The organism is Microbacterium sp., assembly GCF_047607225.1.
Classification (GTDB): Bacteria; Actinomycetota; Actinomycetes; order Actinomycetales; family Microbacteriaceae; genus Microbacterium.
In genome coordinates this window covers 25102-49043 of sequence record NZ_JASGDO010000042.1, presented here as the reverse complement: position 1 = coordinate 49043, position 23942 = coordinate 25102, and the positions used below count along the sequence as shown (strand labels likewise).

20 protein-coding genes are annotated in these 23942 nt (G+C 71.8%); 11 read left to right on the top strand and 9 right to left on the bottom strand.

Translation table 11 applies throughout. The features are described 5' to 3' along the window. Window positions 1-37 precede the first annotated feature (37 nt). The 7 genes from QM591_RS07720 to QM591_RS07690 are packed head-to-tail and all read left to right on the top strand — an operon-like array spanning window position 38 to window position 8943. Window positions 38-1009 (top strand): AAA family ATPase, encoded by a 972-nt coding sequence (locus tag QM591_RS07720; protein ID WP_415131228.1) that lies wholly within the window; start codon window positions 38-40, stop codon window positions 1007-1009. Then, window positions 1009-2364: a DUF58 domain-containing protein gene (locus QM591_RS07715; protein ID WP_415131226.1), complete on the top strand. Its 1356-nt coding sequence runs from the start codon at window positions 1009-1011 to the stop codon at window positions 2362-2364. The genes QM591_RS07720 and QM591_RS07715 overlap by 1 nt, the downstream gene beginning before the upstream one ends. After that, window positions 2361-4682, top strand: coding sequence for a transglutaminaseTgpA domain-containing protein (locus QM591_RS07710; RefSeq protein WP_415131224.1), 2322 nt, complete (start codon window positions 2361-2363; stop codon window positions 4680-4682). The genes QM591_RS07715 and QM591_RS07710 overlap by 4 nt, the downstream gene beginning before the upstream one ends. Beyond that, on the top strand, window positions 4679-5113 hold the full coding sequence (locus QM591_RS07705; protein WP_415131222.1) for an FHA domain-containing protein: 435 nt from the start codon (window positions 4679-4681) through the stop codon (window positions 5111-5113). The genes QM591_RS07710 and QM591_RS07705 overlap by 4 nt, the downstream gene beginning before the upstream one ends. Further along, complete coding sequence (locus QM591_RS07700) at window positions 5113-5991, top strand: PP2C family protein-serine/threonine phosphatase (protein ID WP_415131220.1); 879 nt, start codon at window positions 5113-5115, stop codon at window positions 5989-5991. The genes QM591_RS07705 and QM591_RS07700 overlap by 1 nt, the downstream gene beginning before the upstream one ends. Next, window positions 5984-7321, top strand: coding sequence for an FHA domain-containing protein (locus QM591_RS07695; RefSeq protein ID WP_415131218.1), 1338 nt, complete (start codon window positions 5984-5986; stop codon window positions 7319-7321). The genes QM591_RS07700 and QM591_RS07695 overlap by 8 nt, the downstream gene beginning before the upstream one ends. After that, window positions 7318-8943: a serine/threonine-protein kinase gene (locus QM591_RS07690; protein WP_415131216.1), complete on the top strand. Its 1626-nt coding sequence runs from the start codon at window positions 7318-7320 to the stop codon at window positions 8941-8943. Before QM591_RS07695 ends, QM591_RS07690 begins: the two co-directional genes overlap by 4 nt. Before the next feature lie 215 nt (window positions 8944-9158). On the opposite strand, the gene QM591_RS07685 is transcribed toward QM591_RS07690, so the two are convergent. From QM591_RS07685 to QM591_RS07675, 3 genes are all read right to left on the bottom strand, one after another. Further along, on the bottom strand, window positions 9159-9581 hold the full coding sequence (locus QM591_RS07685; protein WP_415131214.1) for a recombinase family protein: 423 nt from the start codon (window positions 9579-9581) through the stop codon (window positions 9159-9161). Between the two features lie 147 nt (window positions 9582-9728). Then, window positions 9729-11504: a cation:proton antiporter gene (locus QM591_RS07680; protein ID WP_415131212.1), complete on the bottom strand. Its 1776-nt coding sequence runs from the start codon at window positions 11502-11504 to the stop codon at window positions 9729-9731. A gap of 38 nt (window positions 11505-11542) precedes the next feature. Further along, window positions 11543-12562, bottom strand: a complete 1020-nt coding sequence (locus QM591_RS07675) for a malate dehydrogenase (protein ID WP_415131210.1) — start codon at window positions 12560-12562, stop codon at window positions 11543-11545. A gap of 49 nt (window positions 12563-12611) precedes the next feature. Between QM591_RS07675 and QM591_RS07670 the strand changes: the two genes are divergently transcribed. The 3 genes from QM591_RS07670 to QM591_RS07660 all read left to right on the top strand — a co-directional run bounded on the left by QM591_RS07670 (window position 12612) and on the right by QM591_RS07660 (window position 16252). Next, window positions 12612-13493: a neutral zinc metallopeptidase gene (locus QM591_RS07670; RefSeq protein ID WP_415131208.1), complete on the top strand. Its 882-nt coding sequence runs from the start codon at window positions 12612-12614 to the stop codon at window positions 13491-13493. Beyond that, entirely contained in the window at window positions 13490-14491 is a 1002-nt protein-coding gene (pip, locus tag QM591_RS07665) for a prolyl aminopeptidase (RefSeq protein ID WP_415131206.1), read from the top strand. Before QM591_RS07670 ends, pip begins: the two co-directional genes overlap by 4 nt. 168 nt (window positions 14492-14659) lie before the next feature. Further along, a complete protein-coding gene (locus tag QM591_RS07660) occupies window positions 14660-16252 on the top strand; it encodes a DEAD/DEAH box helicase (protein ID WP_415131204.1) in 1593 nt (530 codons plus the stop codon). Between the two features lies 1 nt (window position 16253). On the opposite strand, the gene QM591_RS07655 is transcribed toward QM591_RS07660, so the two are convergent. From QM591_RS07655 to QM591_RS07645, 3 genes are all read right to left on the bottom strand, one after another. Further along, window positions 16254-17936: an aldehyde dehydrogenase family protein gene (locus tag QM591_RS07655; RefSeq protein WP_415131202.1), complete on the bottom strand. Its 1683-nt coding sequence runs from the start codon at window positions 17934-17936 to the stop codon at window positions 16254-16256. 64 nt (window positions 17937-18000) lie between these two features. Further along, entirely contained in the window at window positions 18001-19476 is a 1476-nt protein-coding gene (locus QM591_RS07650) for an MFS transporter (RefSeq protein ID WP_415131200.1), read from the bottom strand. A 65-nt stretch (window positions 19477-19541) separates the two neighbouring features. Further along, window positions 19542-19802, bottom strand: coding sequence for a glutaredoxin family protein (locus QM591_RS07645; protein WP_415131198.1), 261 nt, complete (start codon window positions 19800-19802; stop codon window positions 19542-19544). Window positions 19803-19942: 140 nt separating this feature from the next. On the opposite strand from QM591_RS07645, the gene QM591_RS07640 reads away from it, so the two are divergent. Then, entirely contained in the window at window positions 19943-21103 is a 1161-nt protein-coding gene (locus tag QM591_RS07640) for a glycosyltransferase (RefSeq protein WP_415131247.1), read from the top strand. 208 nt (window positions 21104-21311) lie between these two features. On the opposite strand, the gene QM591_RS07635 is transcribed toward QM591_RS07640, so the two are convergent. The 3 genes from QM591_RS07635 to QM591_RS07625 form a co-directional block, all read right to left on the bottom strand. Beyond that, window positions 21312-21770 carry an adenylyltransferase/cytidyltransferase family protein gene (locus tag QM591_RS07635; protein WP_067164425.1) on the bottom strand — a complete coding sequence of 153 codons (459 nt, stop codon included), beginning with the start codon at window positions 21768-21770 and terminating at the stop codon, window positions 21312-21314. A 202-nt stretch (window positions 21771-21972) separates the two neighbouring features. Next, window positions 21973-22887 carry a glycosyltransferase family 2 protein gene (locus tag QM591_RS07630; protein ID WP_415131196.1) on the bottom strand — a complete coding sequence of 305 codons (915 nt, stop codon included), beginning with the start codon at window positions 22885-22887 and terminating at the stop codon, window positions 21973-21975. Continuing rightward, on the bottom strand, window positions 22884-23912 hold the full coding sequence (locus QM591_RS07625; RefSeq protein ID WP_415131194.1) for a glycosyltransferase: 1029 nt from the start codon (window positions 23910-23912) through the stop codon (window positions 22884-22886). Before QM591_RS07625 ends, QM591_RS07630 begins: the two co-directional genes overlap by 4 nt. Window positions 23913-23942: the final 30 nt, after the last annotated feature.

The following is a 23942-nucleotide window of genomic DNA, read 5'->3' as shown; positions in this document are numbered from 1 at the left end:
CGAGCCCCTCCCACCCCCTCGAGAAAGACAGACGCAGATGAGCATGACCCCCGAACAGGCAGCGTGGTTCCGTGAGACCTTCGCGCGCCTCGTCGACAACGTCGACCAGGCCCTGATGGGAAAGCGCGAGGTCGTCGGGCTGGTGCTCTCGGCGATGCTCGCCGAGGGTCACGTGCTCCTCGAGGACGCGCCGGGAACCGGAAAGACGAGCTTGGCCAAAGCGCTCGCCGCGAGCGTCCAGGGCACGTCCAACCGCATCCAGTTCACGCCCGACCTGCTGCCCTCCGACGTCACCGGCGTCACGATCTACGACCAGCAGAACCACACGTTCGCGTTCCACAAGGGGCCGGTGTTCGCCTCGATCGTCCTCGCCGACGAGATCAACCGCGCGTCCCCCAAGACCCAGTCGGCCCTCCTGGAGGTCATGGAGGAGTCGAGGGTGACGGTCGACGGCGTGGCCCATGAAGTCGGCCGTCCGTTCCTCGTCATCGCCACGCAGAACCCGATCGAGCAGGCGGGCACCTACAAGCTCCCCGAGGCTCAGCTCGACCGCTTCATGGTGAAGACCTCGATCGGCTACCCGTCGCTGGCCGTCGCCGAGCGGATCCTCGCCGGTGCCGTCGACCGCAACCCGTCGGCCGGGCTCCGCCCCGTCATCACGACCTCCGCGGTCGCCGACATGGCTGATCTCGCCGCGACGGCGCACATCGATCCGGCAGTCGCGCGCTACTCCGCGCAGCTGGTGGAGGCCACGCGGGAAGACGAGGCCGCGCGTCTGGGGGTGTCGGTGCGCGGGTCGATCTCGATGATGCGCATCGCGAAGGTCTACGCCGCCGCCCAGGGCCGCCACTTCGTGATCCCCGACGACATCAAGGCGCTCGCCGTGCCGGTGTGGGCCCACCGTCTCGTCCTCGATCCCGAGGCGGAGTTCTCGGGGGTCTCGGCCGAGAAGATCATCCAGAACGCGCTCGCCGCCGTCGACGCCCCGCTGGCGAGGGCATCGGCCTGATGACCACCACGCGGGACGACGTGACGCCGGGGCTCGACGAGTCCCGGCCGTCCGCCGTGCCCGACGATGTCGCCGCGGCGGAGCCCTCCCGCGCGGTGACTCCGCGCCGCCAGTGGCTCGCGCCGTCGACCTGGCTCCCGCCGGTCTGGCAGGAGCGTCTGGGCGGGTGGTGGCTCGTCGCCCGAGGGGCCATCGTCCGCGTCGCAGCGGTCATCCGTCCGCTCGGGTGGGTCGCCATCGCCCTCGCGGTGATCCTGTGGTTCGCCGCCTTCGCCTACGGGTGGGACGAGGCGCTCGTCGGTGCTGCCGTCGTGACCGTCGTGATCGCCGTGAGCATCCCGTTCCTGTTCGGTCGCACCGCGTACGAGATCGGCTTGGACCTCACCCGCACGCGCGTGGTCGTGGGGGAGCGCGCCGTCGGCGGCCTGACCCTCACCAACGCGACCTCTCGCGCACTGCTGCCCTCGGAGGTCGTGCTGCCCGTCGGCTCCGGCCGCGGGGTCTTCGACGTGCCGCGGCTGGCGGCGGGTGAGACGCACGAGGAGCTGTTCGCGATCCCCACCTCCACCCGCGGAGTGTTGGCCGTGGGCCCCGTCAGCGTTCTCCGCGGCGACCCGCTGGGACTGTTCGAGCGCACCCACGACCGCCGTCAGGCCGTCGACCTCTTCGTCCACCCGCGCACGAACTCCCTCGACGGCCTTTCCCTCGGTCACCTCCGCGACCTGGAGGGCCTCCCGGTGCAGCAGCTGGAGCGCGACGACGTGTCTTTCCACGCGCTGCGGGAGTATCAGCCGGGCGACGACCTCCGCCACGTGCACTGGAAGTCCACGGCGCGCACGGGCGACGTCATGGTCCGCCAGTACGAGCAGACGCGGCGCTCCCACTTCGTCGTGGGGCTGTCGACCACCCCCGACGAGTATCGCGAGCCCGACGAGTTCGAGCTGGCGATCTCGGTCGCGGGATCCGTGGGCCTTCGGGCCCTGCGCGACTCACGCGTCCTCGACGCCCGGGTGCAGCGCGGCGCACTCCGTGCCGACACCGGTCGCCGCTTCCTCGATGCGCTGGCGGGTCTCGAGCACTCGCGTCCGCGGGAGGGCGGCGTGGTCTCGCTGGCGGGTGCGATGGCGACCCAGACGCCCGATGCCGCGGTGGCCGTGATCGTGACGGGATCAGCCGTCGACGCTGCGGCCCTCCGCCAGGCCTGTGCGCGGTTGCCCTATGGGGTGCGGGTGCTCGCGGTGATCGCCGATCTCCGCGTCGATGCACCGACCCTCCGGCGGGTCGCCGACGCCGACGTCGTCACCCTCGGGACTCTCGATCAGCTCCCCCGGGCCGTGCGAAAGGTGCTGTCGTGAGCGCCCCCGCTTCCGAGAGCCGTCTCGGCCGCCTCGTCGCGGGGGCCCGCGCCGAGCTCACCGTCCGGACCGCGATCGATCTCGGAGCCGTCGCCGCGCTCCTGGCCGTCGGGATCATCGGCTGGGGGCCCACCTTCGACGGCGCCGGCTACCTCCTGGCCGGCTTCGGCGCCGTCCTCGTCGGAAGCGCGATCGCCTGGGGCGGCGCCTGGCAGCGCTGGGGGATCCTCCCCGTGGCGGGACTCACCGTCGGGGCGTACTTCCTGTTCGGTGGTGCTCTCGCGCTCCCGCACACGACCCTCCTGGGGGTCATCCCCACCCTGGAGACGTGGCGCCAGCTGGCCGTCGGCAGCGTCACATCGTTCAAGACGCTTCTCACCACGGTGCCGCCGGTCGCGGCCTCCGACGGGCACCTCGTCGTGCCGTTCCTCCTCATCCTCGTGGGGGCGGTGATCGCCGGATCGCTCGCGCTCCGCGTGCGCCCGGCGGCGTGGGCCCTCGTCCCCACGCTCGCGGTGACCGCGCTCGAGATCCTCCTCGGAGCCGCAGAGCCGGCCGCCCCGATCGTCCAGGGCATCGTCTTCGCCGCCATCGCGATCGTGTGGCTCGCCCTGCGCCAGAGCTGGGACGCCGACTCGGCCGCGCAGCGTGTCGACAACCCGGCCGCGACGCCGTCGCGCCCGCTCCGCGCGCGTCGACTGATCGCCGGTGGGGCCGTCCTCGCCGTGGCGGCCGGCGCCGGGGTGGCCACCGTCGCGCTCGCCGACACGCCGACACAGCGCTACGTGCTGCGCGACTTCGTCGTGCCGCCCTTCGACATCCACGAGTACCCGAGCCCGCTCCAAGCGTGGCGGGGGATCATCCGCGACGACGCCGACTCCACGCTCTTCACGGTCACCGGGCTTCCCGACGAGGCCCGCGTGCGCCTGGCCACGATGGACGCCTACAACGGCGTCGTCTACAACGTCTCCAACGAGGGGGCCGGCTCCTCCAGCGCCTTCCGGCCGGTGCGCTCCAACATGTCTCCCGGCGCACAGGGCGAGCCGGTCGAGGTCCGCGTCGACATCGGTGAGCTCGATGGTGTCTGGCTTCCGGATGTCGGCGCGGTTCGCGAGATCACCTTCGACGGCGATCGTGCGGCGGAGCTTCGCCGCACCGCCCACTACAACGACGCCACGGGCACCGGGGTGGTCACGGCGGGTCTCGCCGAGGGCGACGCGTACACGATGAGCGCCGTCGTCGCCGAGCCGCCGAGCGATGCCCAGCTTGCCGATGCCCCTTTCGCCCCGGTCAAGATGCCGAAGCAGGCCGGAGTACCCGACTCCCTGTCCAAGATCGCCGCGGAAGAGCTGGGCGAGGCCGAGACGCCGATCCAGCGCGTGCGCGCTCTGCAGGACTGGCTGCACAACGACGGCTACTTCAGCCACGGTCTCGCCGACGACCCGTACTCGCCGTCCGGGCACGGCTCGGCTCGCATCTCGATGATGTTCGCCGGGGAGCAGATGATCGGCGACGACGAGCAGTACGCCGTCGCGATGGCGCTCATGGCCCGGCAGCTCGGCATTCCCGCTCGCGTCGTGATGGGGTGGTATCCGGGCGAGGACGAAGAGAAGTCGACCGCCGGTGCCTTCACCGCTACGGGCGACAACCTCCACGCGTGGGTCGAGGTGGCCTTCGAGGGCTTCGGCTGGGTGCCCTTCGACCCGACGCCGGACGAGGACAACGAGCCCAACGACCAGAACACGCAGCCGCACGCCAATCCCAAGCCGCAGGTGCTGCAGCCCCCGCCGCCCGCTCAGGAACCCGCTGACCTCCCGCCGACGATCGCCGACGAGCGCGACCAGAAGGACGACGAGGACGCCGGGTTCGACTGGATCGGCCCCCTCCTCATGTACGGCGGGATCGGCCTGGGTGTCGTGGCGGTCCTCATGGCTCCCTTCATCGTCCTCGGGTTCATCAAGGGCGCGCGTCGGGCCCGTCGTCGATCGGCCCCCCGCACCGCTGACCGCATCTCCGGCGGCTGGGACGAGCTGGTCGACAACGCCCTCGACCTGCGCACACCGGTCACCGCCGGAGCCACTCGAGCCGAGAGCGCCGCCGTCGTGGGGTCCACGTTCGAAGAGCCGCGCGTCGAGCCTCTCGCTCGCCGCGCAGACGCCGACGTCTACGGTCCGGGGGAGCCCACTGCGGAGGACGTCGAGGCGTTCTGGCGCGAGGTCGATGCCATCGTGGGGGGAATGAAGCAGCGGACGCCGTGGTGGCGACGCCTCACCGCCCGGTTGAGTGTGCGTTCGCTCCGGTGGAGGAGGCCGTCGTGACCGCTGTCATAGAAGACACCGTCCCGAGTGAGTCGGCGCCGCGCGACGGGGCACTGTTGTCCATCGCCGACGCGGGCGACGTCATCCGCGGTGTGCCCGGGTTCGGCCCGCCACCGCTCCTCACCCTCGTGTGGGACGACGGCGTGCGGCATGTCGTGCATGCCCCGACCGTCTTCGGCCGCAACCCCGACGCGGTCCCCGGGTGGCGGGCGGTCGCCGTACGCGACGAGACGCTGACGCTCTCCCGGACCCACCTCGCGGTCGGCGGTGAGCGGGGGGCGGCGTGGATCGCCGACACCGGGTCGACCAACGGCTGCGAGATCGTCCGCGGGGCGGAGCGGCATCACATCGCCCCGGGAGAGCGCTGGATCCTGCGCGCAGGTGACATCCTGGAGTTCGGTGATCGTCGGGCCAGCGTCGAGGGGGTGTGATGGCGGACTCTCCCATCGCGGTCGCCTTCGGCGCCGCGACGCACCCGGGGCTCCGCCGCCAGGTCAATGAGGACTCGTATCTGGCGGCCGCTCCGCTGTTCCTCGTCGCCGACGGCATGGGGGGCCACGATGCGGGCGCGGCAGCCAGCTCCGCCGTCGTGGAGGAGTTCAGCGCCCTCGTCGGCGCGGTGAGCGTCGGCATCGACGACGTCCGGGCCGCGCTCGCTCGCGCGCGTGCGCGAGTGGAGGCGCTCGTCACCCACGGCGCCGGGGGTACGGTGCGCGCGGCGGGGACGACCCTCAGCGGCGTCGTCGTGGCAGACGTCGGTGGCGCGGGATACTGGCTGACCGTGAACGTGGGCGATTCCCGCACGTACCGCCTGGCCGACGGCGAGCTCGAGCAGATCAGCGTCGACCATTCCGTCGTCCAGGAGCTCATCGACGCGGGGGAGCTCGATGTCGCTGCTGCCGCCGTCGACCGCCGCCGCAACGAGATCACGCGTGCGATCGGGGCCGGAAGCGACGGGGAGCCCGATTTCTGGCTCGTCCCGGCCGAGCCCGGTGACCGCGTGCTCGTCTGCTCCGATGGGCTGTCGGGCGAGCTCGACAGCGCGAGACTGCTGCGGGTGCTGCAGGAGACCGCCGACCCGCAGGAGGCGGCGACCAGGCTCGTCCACGAGGCGATGCTCCGCGGCGGTCGCGACAACATCACGGTGGTCGTCGTCGATGCCGTGTCGGTCGCCGGTCACGATGACGACGCTCCGTGCGACACGGCTCCGGCACCGGCGCGCGACGAGATCGATGCCGACACCCGTCCGACGGCTGCGCGGGCAGCCCTTGCGGCCGACGATCGCCGAGGAGGCGCCGCGCATGGCTGAGATCCGATTCATCCCGGCCGACGCCTCGGACGCGGGGGGTGCATGGGTCGCGGCGGTGACCCCGGGCGCGGCTGCCGTCCTTGCGGCCTCCGTCACTCCGCAGACGGCGGAGGCGGTGTGGCGGCGCCTCGACGGCGGAGGGATCGGTGCGCTCGTCGAGGCGCTGACCGGCGCCTTCGGAACCTCTCTGACGGCCATCCCGTCGTTCGCGCTCGTCCTCTCCGAGGAGGACGGCATCCGCGTCGCGGTCCGGGGCCCCATCGACGTGCTGGTGGAGGGGCCTGACGGCGCGGTGGAGGTGTCCGGGCGTGGAGTCGCGACGTGGGCGGAGCGGACCGTGCCGCGTGCCGGTCGCGCACGGGTGTCGTTCGGGGGCGACCACGACGAGAGCCTGTCGCTCCCGATCGCCTCCGGCGTCGTCCCGGTGAGCGGCCTCGTCCTCACCGCCGGTGCCCGCGCCGTGGCGGCGACTCCGGCACCGGTTCCGGCTTCGGTCGCCGAGTCCGCTCCGGCTTCGGTCGCCGAGTCCGCTCCGGCCGCTGCTCCGGCCGCTCTCCCGCCGACTCCCGCCGCATCGCCGGCACCCCTGTCGTTGCCTCCGGTCCCCGGTCCGCCGCCGCTGCCTCCGACCCTCCTGCCGGCTTCCGACACACCCCCGCCGACGTCAGCCCTCCCCTCGGAGCTGTCCGAGCCCGCCGGCAGCGACACCTGGATCCCCGCGACGACGCAGCATCCCGTCGACGACGCGCCCGGAGACCTCGCCGACGACAGCACGATCGCGGCACCCCGCGGAGACGCGGGCTCCTGGGCGGCGACCGTTGCCCGGGCGCCGCTGCGGACGCCCGGAGATGTCGCGCCCGTTCCTGCACCGGTGGCCGGCGACCACGACGGCGAGACCGTCTCTGTCGCTCAGGCACGGGCGTTGCGCGCGGCCGGGGGTGCGGCCGCGTCGTTCGAGCCGGTGGGCGACGTTCCGCCGCGTCAGCCCACGCAGGGCCGCATCCGCTTGTCCACGGGTCGCGTGGTCGAGCTGGAGCGGCCCGTGGTCATCGGACGGCGGCCCCGCTCCACCCGAGCGTCGAGCTCCGAGTTGCCCCTCCTCGTCGCGGTCGAAAGCGCCGAGGGCGACATCTCTCGCAGCCATGTGGAGATCCGTGCCGAAGGGGAGCACGTGCTCGTGACGGACCTCGCCACGACCAACGGCACGGTCCTGCGTCGTGGCGGACAGGATCCCGTCCGGCTGCACCCGAATGAGCCCACGATGGTCGTCACCGGTGATGTGCTCGACCTCGGCGACGGCATCACCGTGACCTTCGAGGATCTTCCGTGAGCACCAAGCGATCACCTGCCCCGCCGCCGCAGCTGCCGGGCTTCACGTTCCTCGAGGTTCTCGGGTCGGGCGGATTCGCCGACGTCTATCTGTTCGAGCAGCACCTGCCGCGCCGCAAGGTGGCCGTCAAGGTGCTCCTCCCCGAGAAGATGGCGGGGGCATCGACCGAGCAGTTCGCGGCCGAAGCGAACGTCATGGCGCTGCTGTCCACCCATCCTGCGATCGTCACGATCTATCAGGCGGGGGTCTCCGAGGATCACCGTCCGTACCTGGCGATGGAGTACTGTCCCAAGCCCAACCTGCAGGTGCGCTCTCGGGCCGCGGCGCTGTCGGTCGCCGAAGCCCTGCGCATCGGGATCCAGGTCGCGGCCGCCGTCGAGACCGCGCACCGAGCGGGCATCCTGCACCGCGACATCAAGCCGGCCAACATCCTCGTGACCGAGTACAACCGCCCGGCGCTGACCGACTTCGGCATCGCCACAACGGCCGGCAGCGCCGATCCCTCCACCGGCATGTCCATCCCGTGGTCACCGCCGGAGTCGTTCGCCGACGTTCCGGACTTCGCGGTGCGCTCCGACGTCTGGGCGCTCGGTGCGACGCTGTACACCCTGCTCGCGGGTAGGTCGCCCTTCGAGGTGCCGGGCGGCCGCAACGGCGGGGCGGAGCTGATCCAGCGGATCGAGACGCAGCCGCTCCCCCCGATCGCGCGGCCGGATGTGCCGCTCTCGCTCCAGAACGCACTGGATCGTGCGATGTCGAAGCGTCCCGTCGATCGGTACGAGTCGGCGGTGGCGTTCGCGCGCGCCCTCCAGAAGGTGCAGATCGAGCTCTCGCACTCGGTGACGCCGATCGACATCCTCGACGATGCGCCCGACGCGGCCGACGAAGAGGACGACGAGGGAGAGCTCACCCGCGTGCGGGGGATCGTGAGCATCGATCCGCAGACCGTCCCCGCGGCCGGACGCACCCACGAACGCCTCGAGCGATTCGCGCCGCCGACGCCGGGCGCCGTTCCCGCCGACGACACGGTGGCGCGGCCTCCGATCGGCTCGATCGACGACGGCGCCGCGACGATCGTCAGCCCCCGGCAGATCTCCGCGTCGCCGGCCCCGGCCGCTCCTCCCGTGACGACCGGGCCCGCCGCGCACACGGCCACGACGCTTCCGCACGCTCCGACAGCGCCCCCGCCCCCGCCAGGCGCGCCGGCTCCGCGCTCTCGCCGAGGTCTGTGGATCGGACTGGGCGCGGCGGCCGTGGTCGTGATCGCCGTCGGGGCCGTCACCGCGGCCAGTCTCCTCGCTCCCGCTCCCACACCGACCCCGAGCGCTCCCGTCCAGGCGAAGCCCCAAGACCCCATCGGCGGAGTCGTTCCGGTGCCGGCCGATCTCGCCGGGACGGTCAAGGGCAAGAACGCGGTCTTCACCTGGACCAATCCCGACCCGCAGGAGGGGGACCGCTACATCTGGTACCCCTACACCCTCACCGGCGAGGGCGACCAGGGCGTCGTCGAGACCGAGACGGTGACCCTTCCCGCCGATCCGTCGGGAACGACGTGCATCGCCGTCATCGTCCGCCGCGTCGACGGCACGACCGGGGACGATGCTCGCGCCTGCACTCCCTGACCATCGCTGACGCGCCGGGGTGCGCAGGGGGCGGGGTGCACAGTTGCCAGGGTGCACGGTGGCGGATGGGGGAGGGCGGTCCGCCGTTGTGCGCAGGGGCCGGGATGCACAGTGGCGGACGCGGGAGGTGACACGCCGCGAGGTGCGGGCTCCGAGGCGGCGTGTCGGCCGTGCGGTCCGCCGTTGTGCTGCGGCCGCGCGGTCCGTCAGAGCGGTCAGGCCCGGCCGTGCCCCAGGACCTTGACGATCACGCCGCGTCGCTGGAGCTCCGCGATCGTGCGCGTCTCCTCGTCGACGTCGCGGCCCAGCGCATGCTTGTCGGCCACGACCACGACATCGCCGGACTCCAGACGCCCGAACAGGCGGGTGAGGCGCTCCGACCAGCTCTCCCCGGTCTCGGGGGCGGGATGCCGGAAGCCCTCGATCGGGACGCCGAACTGGGCGAGCGCGTCGCGCTGCGCGATCACGCTCGGCAGGTCATCGCGCGCGACGACCAGGCCGACGAGGCGAGAACCGGCCGGACGGGCCGCCCACCAGTCGGTGCCCGAGACGATCACGGGCACGGCTTCGGTGGTGGCCGGCAGTGAGATCGACTCCGCGTAGTCGGCCGGCGCGCGGTCGTCGGAGGCAGTGGTCATCCGTGCTCCTTCGGTGGGATCCCGTGTCGGTGGTCGCGGACGGTGGTCGCCGCATTCTCGTCGGCACTCACTCTCGCACAGGTCACCGCTCCCCACGGGTCAGCCGGCTCAGCCGGGTCGGCACGAGTCAGCGCGACGCTCGCCTCGTCAGTCCTCGTCGCGCAAGCGGAGCTCGAGACTGAGCTGGTCGGCGTCGAGTTGGGCGAGCGTGTGCCGGAGCGCGCGGGTACTGAACGTGCCGCCGGAGCTCAGCGTCGTCAGGCGCTCGCGCATCGCATCGATCATGGCCAGTCGCAGCTCCAGCAGGTCATCGACGAACAGGGAGGCCTCGTCGCTGGGAGGCTCCGCGTATCGCGCGCCGACCTTCTCGAGGAGGCGTGGATCGAAGCTCTCGCCGTCGCGGCGTCGCAGGTGCGGGTCGGCGAGCGCGGCGGCCGCGGCATCTCGCAGCTCCGAGTCCAGGCGTGCCTGCTCCTCCGGATCCACCGAGCCCTCGCCCGACCGCTCCAGTCCCAGCGCGCCGACGAGCCAGGGCAAGGTGAATCCCTGGAGCATGAGGCTCACGAGGGCGACGAGGAACGCGATGTACACGAGCTCCGGCCGCGTCTCGACCGTGCGGGGGATCGTCTGCGCGGCGGCGAGCGTGACGACACCGCGCATGCCGGCCCACACGATGATCGTGCCGTGGCGCCACCCGAGCGGGGAGGCCTGGTAGTAATCGAGGTCGGCGAGGGCGCGAGAGACCCGTTCCCGCATCGACGACAGACGCCGCTCCCGGTGGGCGGGGTCGGGTGCGCGCCGTCCCCGTCCGGAGGATCGTCCTCGACCGGCGGGCCTCCCGCGTCCGGCCGGAGGCTCCGGCCACCCGGACGCTTCGATCTCGTCGAGCCGCGCATCGATCGCCTCGAATCGCGTGCGGCTGCGACTGCGACCCCGGAGGCGGCCGATCCACAGGAGGAACGACACGTAGCCCGTTCGGACCAGGAGGACGATCGCGAGGGCGGCCAGGGCGGCGCCGGTCGGCAGCGCGATCCCCTCGTGACGCTGCTGGACGTCGGAGACGATCTGCTCGAGCTCCAGACCCATGATGAGGAAGATGCCGCCTTCGAGCACCAGCTCGACCGTGCGCCAGTTGACCTCATCGGACAGCCGCTGCTCCGGCGTGAACCATTTCTGGGCGCCTTGGCCGGCGACGATTCCCGCGACGACGGCGGCCACGAGGCCGGATCCCCCGAGATGCTCGGTGGGGAGGTAGGCGAGGAACGGCACCGTGAACCCGATGGCCGTGCTCGCTGCCGAGTTGCGCACCCATGAGCGCAGCCGCACCGCGAACAGTCCGAGGACGGCGCCCACGACGACGGCGATCAGCACGCCCCACGCGAAGCTGCCGATCGCTCCGCCGACGGAGAACGAACCGGCCGCGACCGCGAGGAGGGCGGTGCGCAGCAATACGAGAGCCGTCGCATCGTTGAGGAGGCTCTCGCCCTCGAGCATCGTGGTGACGCGAGGCGAGATCCCCAGTCGCTTGGCGATACCCGTGGCCACGGCATCGGTCGGGCTCAGGATGGCTCCCAGGGCCACCCCGAGGGCGAAGCCGACCCCCGGGAGGATGAGGGAGAAGAACCATCCCAGTACCAGAGCCGTCACCACCACCAGCACGATGGCGAGGCCGGCGATCGGTGTGAAATCCCGTCGGAACTCGATCGCGGGCAGGCGCACGGCGGCGGCGTACAGGAGCGGCGGCAGCACGCCGATGAGGATGAGGTCGGGATCGATCTCCGGGAAGTGGATGAAGGGGAGGAGGCCCACGGCCAGACCGAGGGCGACCAGGAGCAGCGGGCCGGCGACGCCCAGACGTTGGGCGAGTGCCGTCACCACCGCGACGGCGACGACTCCGATCAGGACGACGAGCAGGATCTCCACAGGCCGAGACTACCCGCGGCGCCGACGGCGTCCGGGGCTCAGAGGACGCCCAGCGCCCGCACGGCGTCGCGTTCGGCGGCGAGCTCGGCCACCGAGGCGTCCAGCCGCGCGCGACCGCGGGCGTCCAGCTCCAGGCCCTCCACGACGCGATAGCCCGAGCCGTCGCTGGTCACCGGGAACGACGACACGAGGCCTTCGGGCACGTCGTACTCGCCGCGCGACACGAGGGCGGCGGAAGTCCATCCCTCACCGGTGCCCAGCACGGAGTCGCGCACGTGGGAGATCGCCGCGTTGGCCGCCGAGGCCGCCGACGACGAACCGCGGACCGCGATGATCTCGGCCCCGCGCCCTGCGACGCGGGGGATGAACTCCTCGTCCAGCCAGGCGAGAGCTGCCTCCCGCCCACCCCAGCGTTCCGACAGCGCCTCCCACGCGGGACGACCGGCGACGCGGGCGTGAGACACGTCCGGGAACTGCGTCGCGGAGTGATTTCCCCAGATGGTGAGGTTCGTGACCTCCGCCACGGGCACTTCCAGCGCGGCGGCGAGTTGTGCCGAGGCGCGGTCGTGGTCGAGGCGCGTGAGCGCGGCGAAGCGGTCGGCGGGGATGTCGGGGGCTGCCGCCGAGGCGATCAGCGCGTTGGTGTTGGCGGGGTTGCCCACCACGACGATCCGGACGTCGTCGGCGGCCTGGGCGTTCAGGGCGGCCCCCTGTGGTCCGAAGATCCCCGCGTTGGCGGCCAGGAGATCTCCGCGCTCCATCCCCGCGGTACGAGGGCGGGCTCCCACGAGGAGGGCGATGTTCGTGCCGGCGAAGGCGACCGCCGGGTCGTCCGTGATCTCCACGTCCGCCAGCAGGGGGAAGGCGCAGTCCTGGAGCTCCAGGGCGGTGCCCTCCGCCGAGCGCAGGCCCTGCGGGATCTCCAGGAGTCGCAGTCGCACGGGGCGATCGGCGCCGAGCATCGCGCCCGAGGCGATGCGGAACAGGAGCGCGTAGCCGATCTGTCCCCCCGCTCCGGTCACGGTCACGGTGGTCGGTGTCTGCGGGGTGGCATCCATGGTCCGAGCCTATGCCCGCAGGTCCCAGCGGAGCGGTACCGTGTTCCGCATGACGTTCAACGACGACGCGCAACTGGGGGGAACCACGGCCCGCCGCAGGGGCCGGGGCACCATGGTCGCCGGTGGCGTGGGAGGGGTCGGCGTGCTCGGCCTCGTGATCGTCCTCATCAACGTCTTCACGGGCGGGCAGCTCGGCGGGCTCCTGGGCCTCGACGGGTCCGGTGGTGATCCGCAGGCGGGAGAGGCGGTCATCCAGGACTGCGAGACCGGCGCCGATGCGAACGCCCGCGACGACTGCCGGCTCGTGTTCGGCCAGAAGTCGATCGACGCCTACTGGGAGCAGCGGGTGGAAGGCTACCGCCCCGCGCAACTGATCATCGTCGACCAGCAGACCTCCACACAGTGCGGCACCGCCTCCAACGCGACCGGGCCGTTCTACTGCCCGCCGGAGGAGACGATCTACGTCGATCCGACCTTCTTCGCTCTCCTCGGCTCCCAGTTCGACGCGACCGTCGGCCCGCTCGCGCAGCTCTACGTGCTCGCGCACGAGTACGGTCATCACCTCCAGCAGCTCACCGGTGTCTTCGACCGCTATCCGTCCAACGGGTCGGGACCGGCCAGCAACGGCGTGCGGACCGAGCTGCAGGCCGACTGCTACGCCGGCGCCTGGGTGGCGGGAGCGGCGGACCAGAAGGACGCCAACGGCGTGCCGTATCTGAAGCCGCCGACCGCCGCGCAGATCCGCGACGCGCTCGCCGCCGCCGCGACCGTCGGCGACGACCACATCCAGCAGGAGACCACCGGCCGCATCGATCCCGAGCGCTGGACGCACGGATCCAGCGAGCAACGTCAGCGGTGGTTCACCACCGGGATGAACGAGGGTCCCGCGGCCTGCGACGCGGCGTTCCGCGTGTCGGGAGACGACCTGTGAGCGCCGGCGAGTTCGCCGGTCCGCCCCATCTCGACGGGATCCTCTACCCGCCCCTCGAGCCCTACGAGACCGGTGAGCTGCTGGTCGGCGACGGTCAGCGGGTCTACTGGGAGCAGTCGGGCAATCCCGAGGGCAAGCCGGTGGTCTTCCTCCACGGCGGACCGGGGGCGGGCACCTCGCCGTGGCACCGGCGCTTCTTCGACCCGGCGGTGTACCGCATCGTCCTGTTCGACCAGCGCGGGTGCGGCAGGAGCACTCCGCACGCGAGCGAACCCGACGCCGATCTCCGGCACAACACGACGTGGCACCTGGTGGCCGACATCGACCTGCTCCGCCGAAACCTCGCGATCGATCGGTGGCAGGTGTTCGGCGGGTCGTGGGGGAGCGCCCTCGCCCTGGCCTACGCCCAGTCGCATCCCGACGCGGTCACCGAGCTCGTCCTCCGCGGTGTGTTCACGCTCCGCCGCCACGAGCTGGAGTGGTTCTACGAGGGGGGCGCGGCGGCGCTGTTCCCCGACCTCTGGGAGGGTTTCCTCGCACCGATCCCCGTGACGGAGCGCTCGAGGATGATCGAGGCGTACCACCGCCGTCTCACCGACCCCGATCCGGCGGTGCATCGGCCGGCGGGAGTGGCCTGGACCACGTGGGAGGCATCGACCCTCACGCTCCACCCCGATCCCGACCTCGTCGCCTCCATGGCCGCTCCCGATGCGGCGGTGGCGTTCGCACGCATCGAGAACCACTACTTCGTCCACGGCGGGTGGTTCCGTGAGGGTCAACTCATCGAAGACGCCGCCCGGCTCCGAGGGATCCCCGCGGTGATCGTGCAGGGGCGCTACGACGTGTGCACGCCGGTCATGACAGCGTGGGATCTGCACCGAACCTGGCCCGAAGCCGAGCTCGTGATCGTCCCCGACGCGTCCCACTCGGCGTCGGAGCCCGGGATCGCGCAGGCCCTCCGGGCAGCCACCGATCGCTTCGGTGCTCGCGCCGGCTGATAGACTGGACACACTTGCAGCGCCGATCCTGGTGCTTCTCGCGTCGTAGAACGCTTCCCTCGCCGCCGGTCCCGCACCGAAGTCGGCTGACATTCTTCGTACGGCGACCCCGTGTGCGGTTCGCACCCGGGCCACCGACCGGGCACCTCCGTGCCCAGAGACACTCTCATGACTGACACTTCTTTCCGCACGCTCGGCGTGCCCGCTCCGCTTCTCGACGTCCTCGCGAAGGACGGCAAGACCTCCGCGTTCCCGATCCAGGTCGACACGCTCCCCGACACGCTCGCCGGGCGCGACGTGCTCGGCCGGGGCAAGACCGGCTCGGGCAAGACCCTCGCGTTCTCCATCCCGATGGCCGCCCGCCTCGGCGGAGCCCTCGCCGGTGGCGCTCGCCGCCAGGGGCGCATCCTGGGCCTCGTGCTCGCCCCCACGCGCGAGCTCGCGACGCAGATCAACGCAACGCTCGAGCCCCTCGCCGCCGCGTACGGGCTCAAGACCACGACGATCTTCGGCGGGGTCACCCAGACCCGCCAGGTGGCGGCGCTGAAGGCCGGCGTCGACATCGTCGTGGCCTGCCCCGGGCGGCTCGAGGACCTCCTCCAGCAGCGGCACCTCACGCTCGACTCGGTCGAGATCACGGTGATCGACGAGGCCGACCACATGGCCGACCTGGGGTTCCTCCCCGCCGTCACCCGGATCCTGGACAAGACGCCTCGCGACGGCCAGCGACTCCTCTTCAGCGCGACCTTGGACAACGGCGTCGACAAGCTGGTCCGCCGCTTCCTCCAGAACGAGGTGCTCCACTCCGTCGACGAGGCGAACTCGCCCGTCGCCGCCATGACGCACCACGTGTTCCACGTGGAAGGAACCGACGCGAAGAAGGAGCTCGTGCGCACCCTCGCCTCGGGCACGGGCCGCCGCATCCTCTTCATGCGCACCAAGCACCACGCCAAGAAGCTCGCTCAGCAGCTGACGGCCCAGGGGATCCCCGCCGTCGACCTGCACGGCAACCTCTCGCAGCCGCAGCGGGACCGCAACCTCGCCGCGTTCTCGTCGGGGGCCGCACGCGTGCTCGTGGCGACCGACGTCGCGGCGCGCGGCGTGCACGTCGACGAGGTCGAGCTCGTCATCCACGTCGACCCGCCCATGGAGCACAAGGCGTACCTGCACCGTTCGGGTCGCACGGCGCGTGCCGGGGCCGAAGGCTCGGTCGTGACCCTCGTCCTGCCCGGGCAGGAGAAGGACGTCAAGGATCTCCTCCGCAAGGCGGGCGTCGCCGTGACACCCACCGCCGTGACGGCGGACTCTCCCGCCGTCACCGCCCTCGTGGGCGAGGTGGCCCCGTACGTGACGCCGGCCCCGAAGGTGCAGCCGCAGCGCGGCGGCGGACGCAGCCAGGGCGCCAACGCCCAGCGCAAGCGTGCCGCCCGCGAGAACGGCGCCGGGGCGGGGGCCGGCAACGGTCGCGGTCGCGGGGGCCGGAGCGACCAGCGTTCCGCCGGAGAGACCGCGCAGACCGGTCGCCGTCGTCCGTCGCGGAACGAGCAGACGGCGGGGGGCGCTCGCACCGACCGCGCTCCGCGGCACACCGACACCGCTCACGGATCGGCTCGCCACGGCTCCTCGGGCGCCGCGGCCTCCGGCGCGCCGTCGGCGGGCAACGCCCGCACCACGGGTCGCCGTGCCAGCCAGCAGGGCGGCAAGCTCATGGTCGGGTCGGTCGTGCGTCAGAACGGCGCCGGACGCCGCGGCGGTCGCTGACTCAGGCGCGGAACGCCTGCGCCAGAACGAAGGCCATCCGCGCCAGATCGCGATCGATGCGGAAGCGGGTGAAGCCTTCGCTGACCGCGGCGCCGGTGCGTGACGTCACGAACCACGGCGGCTTCGGCAGCACCGACAGCCCGCCGCCGCGCAGCGCCGTGAGGATCGCGCGGGGGAATGGGCGGAAGGGTCCGCGGACGACCGTGCGCTCGACCTCGTCGAGCAGCAGCGCGTTGTGGACCACGCCGATCCCGCTCGGCGCATCCTCCACCGTCCCGCCGGGGAATGCGCCCCACGTGGCCGTCGGGGTGAGGAAGCCGAAGGCCGTCCACGCGTTCACGGCGACCGTGCCGTAGCGCAGCTCCGCGATCGCGCGCTCGAACCCCGCCCCGAGCGTGCGCTGGGTCTCGGGAGCGACGAGCACGTTGGCGCCGAGGGTCCCCACGAGCCGCTCGTTCGCGTGCTCGACGGCCGTATCGAGGAAGGCCTGCCCCGTGCCCGGCAGCGAGACCACACCCAGCACCGGGGAGAAGTACTCCGTCGTCTCCAGCGGCGTGGCCTCCTCGGGCCCCGTCACCACGAGGGCGCGCGTCCCGTCGCCGCACCAGAGGGCATCCGGATAGTCGGCGCGGGCCCGGTCGAGGGCGCGCTCGCTGCGGGGGTACCAGACCTCGCGCTGCGGGGACCGGTCGTAGGCGGCTCGCAGCTCGCGGAGGAAGTCGTCGCGCTGCGGCCAGTCCGCACTCAGGAGCACGACCTGCCCGGCGATGCAGTTGTGGCCGGAGTTGTGCAGTCGCATCGTCACGACGTGTTCGGCCTGGAAGCGCAGGTCGGCGGCCGACCATTCCCCCGGGACGACGATGATGGGGGAGACCCCGCCGAGCTCGGCCGAGATGGGAACCCGCAGATCGGGGACGATGGCGCGGAACGTCGCCTCCGAGCCGGTGATGTGGACGTGCGCGATAGACGGATGGCGTGTGAGGGAGGCCCCGACGTCTCCCCCTCCGCGCACGATCCGCAGGAAGCCCGGCTCGATGAGCGGCGCGAGCGCCCGCGCGAACACGGGGACCAGGTCGTCCTGCGTCGGATTGACCTTGAGGACGACGGTCCGATTGTGCGCGAGGAGCTCGTACAGCACGTCGAGGAAGGGGATCGCACTCACGTTCCCCGCCCCGAGCACCACGCCGACACCCCCGCTGACGGTGGGAGTGAGCTGTCCGAGTCCGGCCGTGCGCCGCGCCTCACCGGGCGTCACGCCGGGGCGGAGCCAGACCTCGGTCGAGTAGCCCGACAGGAGGATCCGGTCGGTGAGGTCGAGCGGGGAGGTGTGGACGACCGTCCGATCTCCCGGCGCGCGCCCGAACCTCACCGCGTCCAGGGGGCTGCCCCCCGCAGCGAGGGCACTGAGTGATCGGGCGTAGGCGTCGAGGGCGACGAGCGCGGCATACGGTCCCGAGAGCCACTCTTCACCGCGTAATGGATGGGCCGCGTGCAGGCCTTTCGTCGTCGCCGCGACATCCGCCCATTCGGCGGCGACGGCGGCGACCGACGCGTGGACGCGTCGGAGGAGCGTGCGGCGCTGACCGAGAGTGAGAAGCGTCCACGTCCGCGCACTCTTCTCCACCGCGGCCAGGGCGGCGTCGATCTCTTCGCGGTGCTCCAGGGGCACGGTGTCCGGGGTCACGGCACTCTCCTTCGCGGCGGTCGTCTCAGCTTACGTCGGGGTCTTCGTCCGCCGCCCGTCGCGGTCACTCGATGTCCGCGCGCCGGAGCCGGTACCGCGCGAGCGGGATCAGGCTCGCCACGACGAGTGCGGCAGGGACGACGCTGAAGCTCAGGACGATGCCCGCGATCGCCGCCGGCGGCTGCCAGACGAGCATGGCCGCCGTGCGTTCCACGTATCCGGTGGCGGCCAGGACGACGGTCAGCAGCGTCGCGCCGAGGGCGAAGCCGGTGGTCTCCCCGGCCGTCCAGACGCCGCCGAAGGCTCCGGCGCGGCCGGTCCCGTATCGCGCGGCGTCGTGACTGATCACGTCGGGGAGCATCGCCATCGGGAGCGACTGCATTCCGGCGTACGCCACGCCTGCCACGGCGACGGACGCGTACAGCCACGTGCCGGGCGCCCAGAGTGCTCCGACGGTGGACAGCGCTGCGCCCGCGAACAGGACGCTCGCGACCGCGAACACCCGCTCCTTGCCGGCCCGTCTCGCCCATGCGCCCCAGAGCGGCGCTGCCAGGAGGGCCGGGGCGATCAAGGCGACGAACAGGAACGTCACCGCGTCCTCGGACTGCAGCACCCACGTCGCCAGATACTGTGCACCGGCGAGCATGAGCCCGGTCGCCAGCGCCTGCAGCACGAAGGTCGAAAGGAGCGCGCGGAACGGCTGGCTGCGACGGAGCGTCTCCGCGGCGGCGCGGAAGTTGTCGCGCACGCCTCCTCCGGGCGTCGACGCGTCGGCCCCCAGGGGGCGCGCGGCGTGCTCGCCGACGGCCTCGGCGAAAAGCTCCGCCCGTTCCGCGGCGCTCGTCCCCGCGGCCGCCATGGCCGACCGCGACCTATCCGAACGGCCGGCCACCGTCGTGGCGACGAGCATGCCGACGCCGATCACGACGCCCGCGATCACGCCCATCACGAGGTATCCGGTGGTCGGATCGCCCGTGATGCGCCGCAGCGCCGGCCCTCCCGCGCCGAAGAGCAGGATCGCGACGGTGAGGACGACCACGCGCCACGTGAGCAGCCGGGTGCGCGCGTCGTAGCGGCCGGTCAGCTCTGCAGGAAGGGCGATGTAGGGCACCTGGAACAGGCTGAACGCGGTCGCGGTGGCCAGGAATGCGATGGACACCCAGATCGCGCCTGCGATCGGCCCGATGGCGGGAGGCGCCGCAAAAGTGAGGGCGAAGAGCGCCGGCAGAGTGCAGGCACCCACCAGCATCCATCGTCGCCGGCTGCCCCGGCGGTGCTTGTCGGTGTCGCTGAGCGCCCCCACCACGGGATCGATCACGACGTCCCAGACCTTGGCCGCCGCGACGATGACGCCTGCCAGGATCGCTGTCACCCCGAGGTTGTCGGTGAGGTAATACGTGAGGACGAGCCCGGGCAGCGTGGCGAAGCCGCCGGTCCCGATGGACCCTGCCGCGTAACGGGCGACGGTCCGCGTCGGCAGGGCATCGGCGTTCGCGGCGGTGGCCGGGGCGGTCGGATGGGCAGGAGCCTCGTCGCTCATGGCGGACAGCCTAGGGTGTGGGCGCCGGCCGCCGACAGCCCCGAGGGTGGTAGCCAGCGGTGAGCTCAGATCAGCGAGAGCTCCTTCAGCTTCGCGGCGACGTCGTCATTGCTGGGCTCGACGTGGTGCGTGGCATCGGGGTAGACGACGACCGGGATGTTGGTGCGGCCGGAGATCTCGCGGGCGACCTCGGCGGCGGCCGGCTCGGCCTCCAGGTCGACGTAGGTGTAGTCCACGCCCAGCTCGTCGAGCTGTGCCTTGGTCCGGCGGCAGTCGCGGCACCACTCGGCGCCGAACATCGTGATGGTCTTGTCGGTGGAGGTCATGCGTCCATTCTCGCGCTCTCGACTCCTCCCCGGTCCGTCTCGCACCGATCTCGTCCCCGCAGACGGACAGTGGACGTCGGAGACCCAGGTGATCGTGCGACGATAGATCTCTCGCTCCAGCACGCTCCCGGGGGATAGTCATCGATCTGTCGATCATCGTGCCGACGTACAACGAGGCTCCGAACGTCGCGGAGCTCGTGCGTCGTGTCGCCGCGGCCCTCGACGGCGCGGACGGCGGCGTCCGCACGGACGCGGAGATCATCTTCGTCGACGACAGCACCGACGACACGCCTGAAGTGGTCCGACTCGTCGCCGAGGAGGCACCGCTCCCGGTGCGACTGATCCACCGCACCGCTCGGACCGGGGGGCTCGGCGGAGCCGTCGTGGAGGGACTGCGCGCCGCCACGGCCGATGCCTGTCTGGTGATGGACGGCGACCTCCAGCATCCGCCCGAGAAGATCCCCGAGCTGGTCGCCCGCTTCGCCGAAGGCGATGTCGACGTCGTCGTGGCGTCGCGGTACGCGGGAGGGGGAACGGCGCACGGGCTGGCCGATCGCACGCGAGTGCTCGTGTCGAAGGCGTCCACGGCCATCACGAAGGCGATGTTCCCGGTGCGGCTGCGCGATGTCACCGACCCCATGACCGGTTTCTTCCTCGTGTCGCGCGCCGCTGTGGATCTCGACGGACTGCGGCCGCGTGGATTCAAGATCCTGCTCGAGATGTTGGTCCGTCGGCCCTTCCGAGTGGCCGAGGTGCCGTTCGATTTCGCCGATCGGCACGCCGGCGAGTCCAAGGCGTCGGTGCGCCAGGGGATCCACTTCCTCGCGCAGTTGGCCGCCCTTCGGTTCGGCAAGATGTCGCTCTTCGCGATCATCGGCGGCCTGGGAGCCGTGCTCAACGTCGGCATCGTCGCGGCGCTCACCCATTGGGGCGTCGACTATCTCATCGCCGCGATCGTCGCGGCGGAGGTCACGATCGTCGGGAACTTCCTGCTCATCGAGCGCTTCGTCTTCTCCGACATGCGGGGTCAGGCCTCGGGGGTGTGGTCCCGTTTCGCGAAGTCGTTCGCCTTCAACAACGCCGAAGCGGTGGTGCGGATCCCCATCGTCGCCTTCATGGTCGAGACGGGACACATCTCCGCGGTCGTCGCGACCGCGATCACCCTCGTCGTCGCCTTCGTCGTCCGCTTCGTCTTCCATTCGCTCGTCGTCTACGCGCCGCGCAACGCGTCTACGGCCGGGGCCGGCCGAGAGGTCGTGCGCGAGCTCGACGAGCAGGCCGTGCAGCCGGGCGAGCTCTAGCCGCCTCGTCCGTCTCCGTGCGGGCCTTCGGGGTGGTGACGCGCCCGAGGAAACACGGAAGGACCGGTCCCCCTCGCGAGCACCGGTGTGGAGCGTGCGGAGGACCGATCCTTCCGATCGGGTGTCGACGGCGCCGAGTGGGGTGAGCCCAGGCGTTGGGGAGGCGGAGAGGGCTGCTGCTCGGCGCCGTCGAGTCTGTGGTGCCGCGCTAGGCCGACAGCGGCTGCGCGGCGAACGTGTCGCTCGCGCTGCTGGCGGCTTCCAGCGCACGGCGCAACTGGCTGCTGGAGGTGTGGGCGGTGTAGGGGAAGTAGACGACCTCCACCCCGACCTCGGCGAACTCCCGCTCGAGGCGCATGCCCTTCTCCGTGCCACGCCAGTCGTCGCCCTTGAAGAAGTGGGTGAAGCCCACTTCGTGCCAGACGTCCATCTTGTCGGGCACGGTCTCGACGTACACGTGGTCGACGAACCGCAGCGACCGAACGATCGCGACGCGCTCCGACGTCGGGATGAAGGGCTCGATGCCCTTCACCGAACGCAGCATCTCGTCGCTCACGACCCCGGCGACGAGAACGTCGCACTGGGACTTGGCGTGCCGAAGCAGATTGAGATGGCCGATGTGAAACAGGTCGAACGCACCCGCGGCATAGCCGATTCGCAGAGTCATTTGCCCCCCAGCAATTGACATGTCGACGACCTGAATCGTCGATTCCCCCAGAGAATCCTTCGAACCCCTTCGAAGGACGAACGCGACGGCCCCCGCCGACGCGCAGGTTCAGCATAGCGTGAAAACGCCCCGTCCCGCGCATGTGAGTTCTCTCATGTGCCGGAAAGCCGCTCGGTCGGCGGCCGTCGGAGCCTCGCCGGACTCAGTTCCCGCCGTCGCGACGACGGTACTCCGCGTAGTCGAACCCGAGGGCGCCGGCGGCCATGCCAGCCCCGCGCCACTGCGCCCGCGCTCCCCGCGCGCGGTGGACGACGGAGCGCGTCAGCACCCCCGCTCCCCGCCGCAGCGTGCCGGCCGTCATGCGTGCGAGGCCCGCCGCGAGCCAGCGCAGCCGCGTGACGATCCCCGGTCGCACCACGAGGTCGGTGCGCGTGGAGCTGATCCCCACGCGATATGCGCGGCGGAGCACCCAGCGTGGCGTCAGACGATCTGCCGCCACGTCGTCGAAGACGAGCGCGTCGGGTGCGGCGATGATCGTCCCTCCCGCGGCCACCAGCTGCTTCGTGAAGAGGATGTCCTCGCCGCCGCTGAGCCCGAAACGCGGATCGAAGCGGAGCCCGCTGCGGCGGACGGCGTCCAGGTCGAGCAGCAGGTTGTTGGTGGGAGCGGCCGGCTGCGACGCGCCGGCGGGAAACGCGACACGGCGGAAGAACCCGCCCGCGTGGATCCAGGGATCGTCGAAGCCATCGGGGAAGCGGGACTCGACGCGTCCGGAGACGGCGGCCGCTCCGGTGTCGCGCCATGTCTCGACGAGGCGGGCCAGCCAGTGGGCGCCCGGCCTCTCGTCGTCGTCGATGAACACGAGTGCGCGCGCATCCCCGGCCTCGTCGAGGGCTCGGTTGCGGACCGCGGCGAGACCCCGCGCCGCCTCCCGCACGTAGCGAGCGTCGTGGGCGGCGGCGACGTCGGCCGCGGAGCCATCGGGGTCGTTGTCGATGACGCAGACCGAGACATCGGCGTCGTCCGGACGGGCCTGCTCCGCGAGATCGGTCAGGAGTGTGGCGAGGAGGGCGGGCCGACGGAAGGTCGGGACTGCGATCACGATGCGGTCGGTCATGCGGTGCGCGCCCCTCGTCGGCGTGCCTGCGCGGCGCGGCGATAGGCCTCGGCGTGGGCGGTCCCCGTCGCGGCCCAGCCGCGCTGCGACAGATCGGGCGACGTTCCCCGACTGTCCCCGCGTACCGCGTCGAGCGCACGCTCGATGTCGTCGGCGCTCAACGTGCCCTCGAAGGTGTGCACCCAGCCCGGTCCGACCTCCGTCGCGAGGGCGCGGTTGACCTCGTTGTCGGGCACGAGCACCGGGCGATCGAGGGAGAGCGCCGCGAGGACGGTGCCGGAGTTGTGCATGTGGACGTAGGGCAGGACGACCAGGGAGGAGGCGGTCACGGCGCGCGCGTAGTCCGCTTCCGTGAGGTACTCCAGCTGCAGCACGATGCCCGGTGTCGTCGCGGCGAGCCGGCGCACCTCGGCGTCCATCTCCTCCGTGGTGGGTCGGCCGGAGATCGCGAGGGTCGTCTCCGGCCGCCGTGCACGCAGGTCGGCGAAGGCGGCGATGAGCGCCTCGACGCCCTTGTACCGGCGGACCAGTCCGACGAAGGCGAGGCGGTCGGGCACCCGCTCGGAGCGTTCCATGCCGTCGAACCAGTCGACGTAGTGGCCGTGCGGCACCACCGCGACCGTCCCCGGAACCTCCGTCTGGTCGTTGAGCGCGATGCTGACGGCGGCCCGTCGTCGCACCGACTCGAGCATCCGCCGATCCCAGCCGCTGATCCCCGAGGGGAGCTCCAGGTTGTGGACGGTGCGCACGATGGCGGTCCGAGTCAGTCGCAGCTTCCACAACAGCGCCTGCATCCGCGCGCGGCGGACCAGTCGGTGCACGGGCGTGCGTCCCTCCAGGAACACCTCCGGCCAGTGGAAGTGCAGCACGTCGAGGCGGCCGAGTAAGGCGCCGGGCCACGAGAAGCGGAGGTGTTCGATCCCCTCTGCCTGCTCCAAGGCCTCGTCGAGCATGTGGATGTACGGGTTCGATGTGACCCGAGGCTTCCGGAACGACTGCATGACGCGCAGATGTCCACCGTTCATTGGCTCCCCTTCCGACGACGGTGATTCGCG

Coding starts and splice junctions, on each gene's coding strand:
- QM591_RS07695 (WP_415131218.1), top strand. CDS start 5,984: ATGGCTGAGATCCGATTCATCCCGGCCGACGCCTCGGACGCGGGGGGT.
- QM591_RS07700 (WP_415131220.1), top strand. CDS start 5,113: ATGGCGGACTCTCCCATCGCGGTCGCCTTCGGCGCCGCGACGCACCCG.
- QM591_RS07635 (WP_067164425.1), bottom strand. CDS start 21,770: ATGACTCTGCGAATCGGCTATGCCGCGGGTGCGTTCGACCTGTTTCAC.
- QM591_RS07685 (WP_415131214.1), bottom strand. CDS start 9,581: ATGACCACTGCCTCCGACGACCGCGCGCCGGCCGACTACGCGGAGTCG.
- QM591_RS07720 (WP_415131228.1), top strand. CDS start 38: ATGAGCATGACCCCCGAACAGGCAGCGTGGTTCCGTGAGACCTTCGCG.
- QM591_RS07675 (WP_415131210.1), bottom strand. CDS start 12,562: ATGGATGCCACCCCGCAGACACCGACCACCGTGACCGTGACCGGAGCG.
- QM591_RS07625 (WP_415131194.1), bottom strand. CDS start 23,912: ATGAACGGTGGACATCTGCGCGTCATGCAGTCGTTCCGGAAGCCTCGG.
- QM591_RS07660 (WP_415131204.1), top strand. CDS start 14,660: ATGACTGACACTTCTTTCCGCACGCTCGGCGTGCCCGCTCCGCTTCTC.
- QM591_RS07670 (WP_415131208.1), top strand. CDS start 12,612: ATGACGTTCAACGACGACGCGCAACTGGGGGGAACCACGGCCCGCCGC.
- QM591_RS07715 (WP_415131226.1), top strand. CDS start 1,009: ATGACCACCACGCGGGACGACGTGACGCCGGGGCTCGACGAGTCCCGG.
- QM591_RS07650 (WP_415131200.1), bottom strand. CDS start 19,476: ATGAGCGACGAGGCTCCTGCCCATCCGACCGCCCCGGCCACCGCCGCG.
- QM591_RS07645 (WP_415131198.1), bottom strand. CDS start 19,802: ATGACCTCCACCGACAAGACCATCACGATGTTCGGCGCCGAGTGGTGC.
- QM591_RS07630 (WP_415131196.1), bottom strand. CDS start 22,887: ATGACCGACCGCATCGTGATCGCAGTCCCGACCTTCCGTCGGCCCGCC.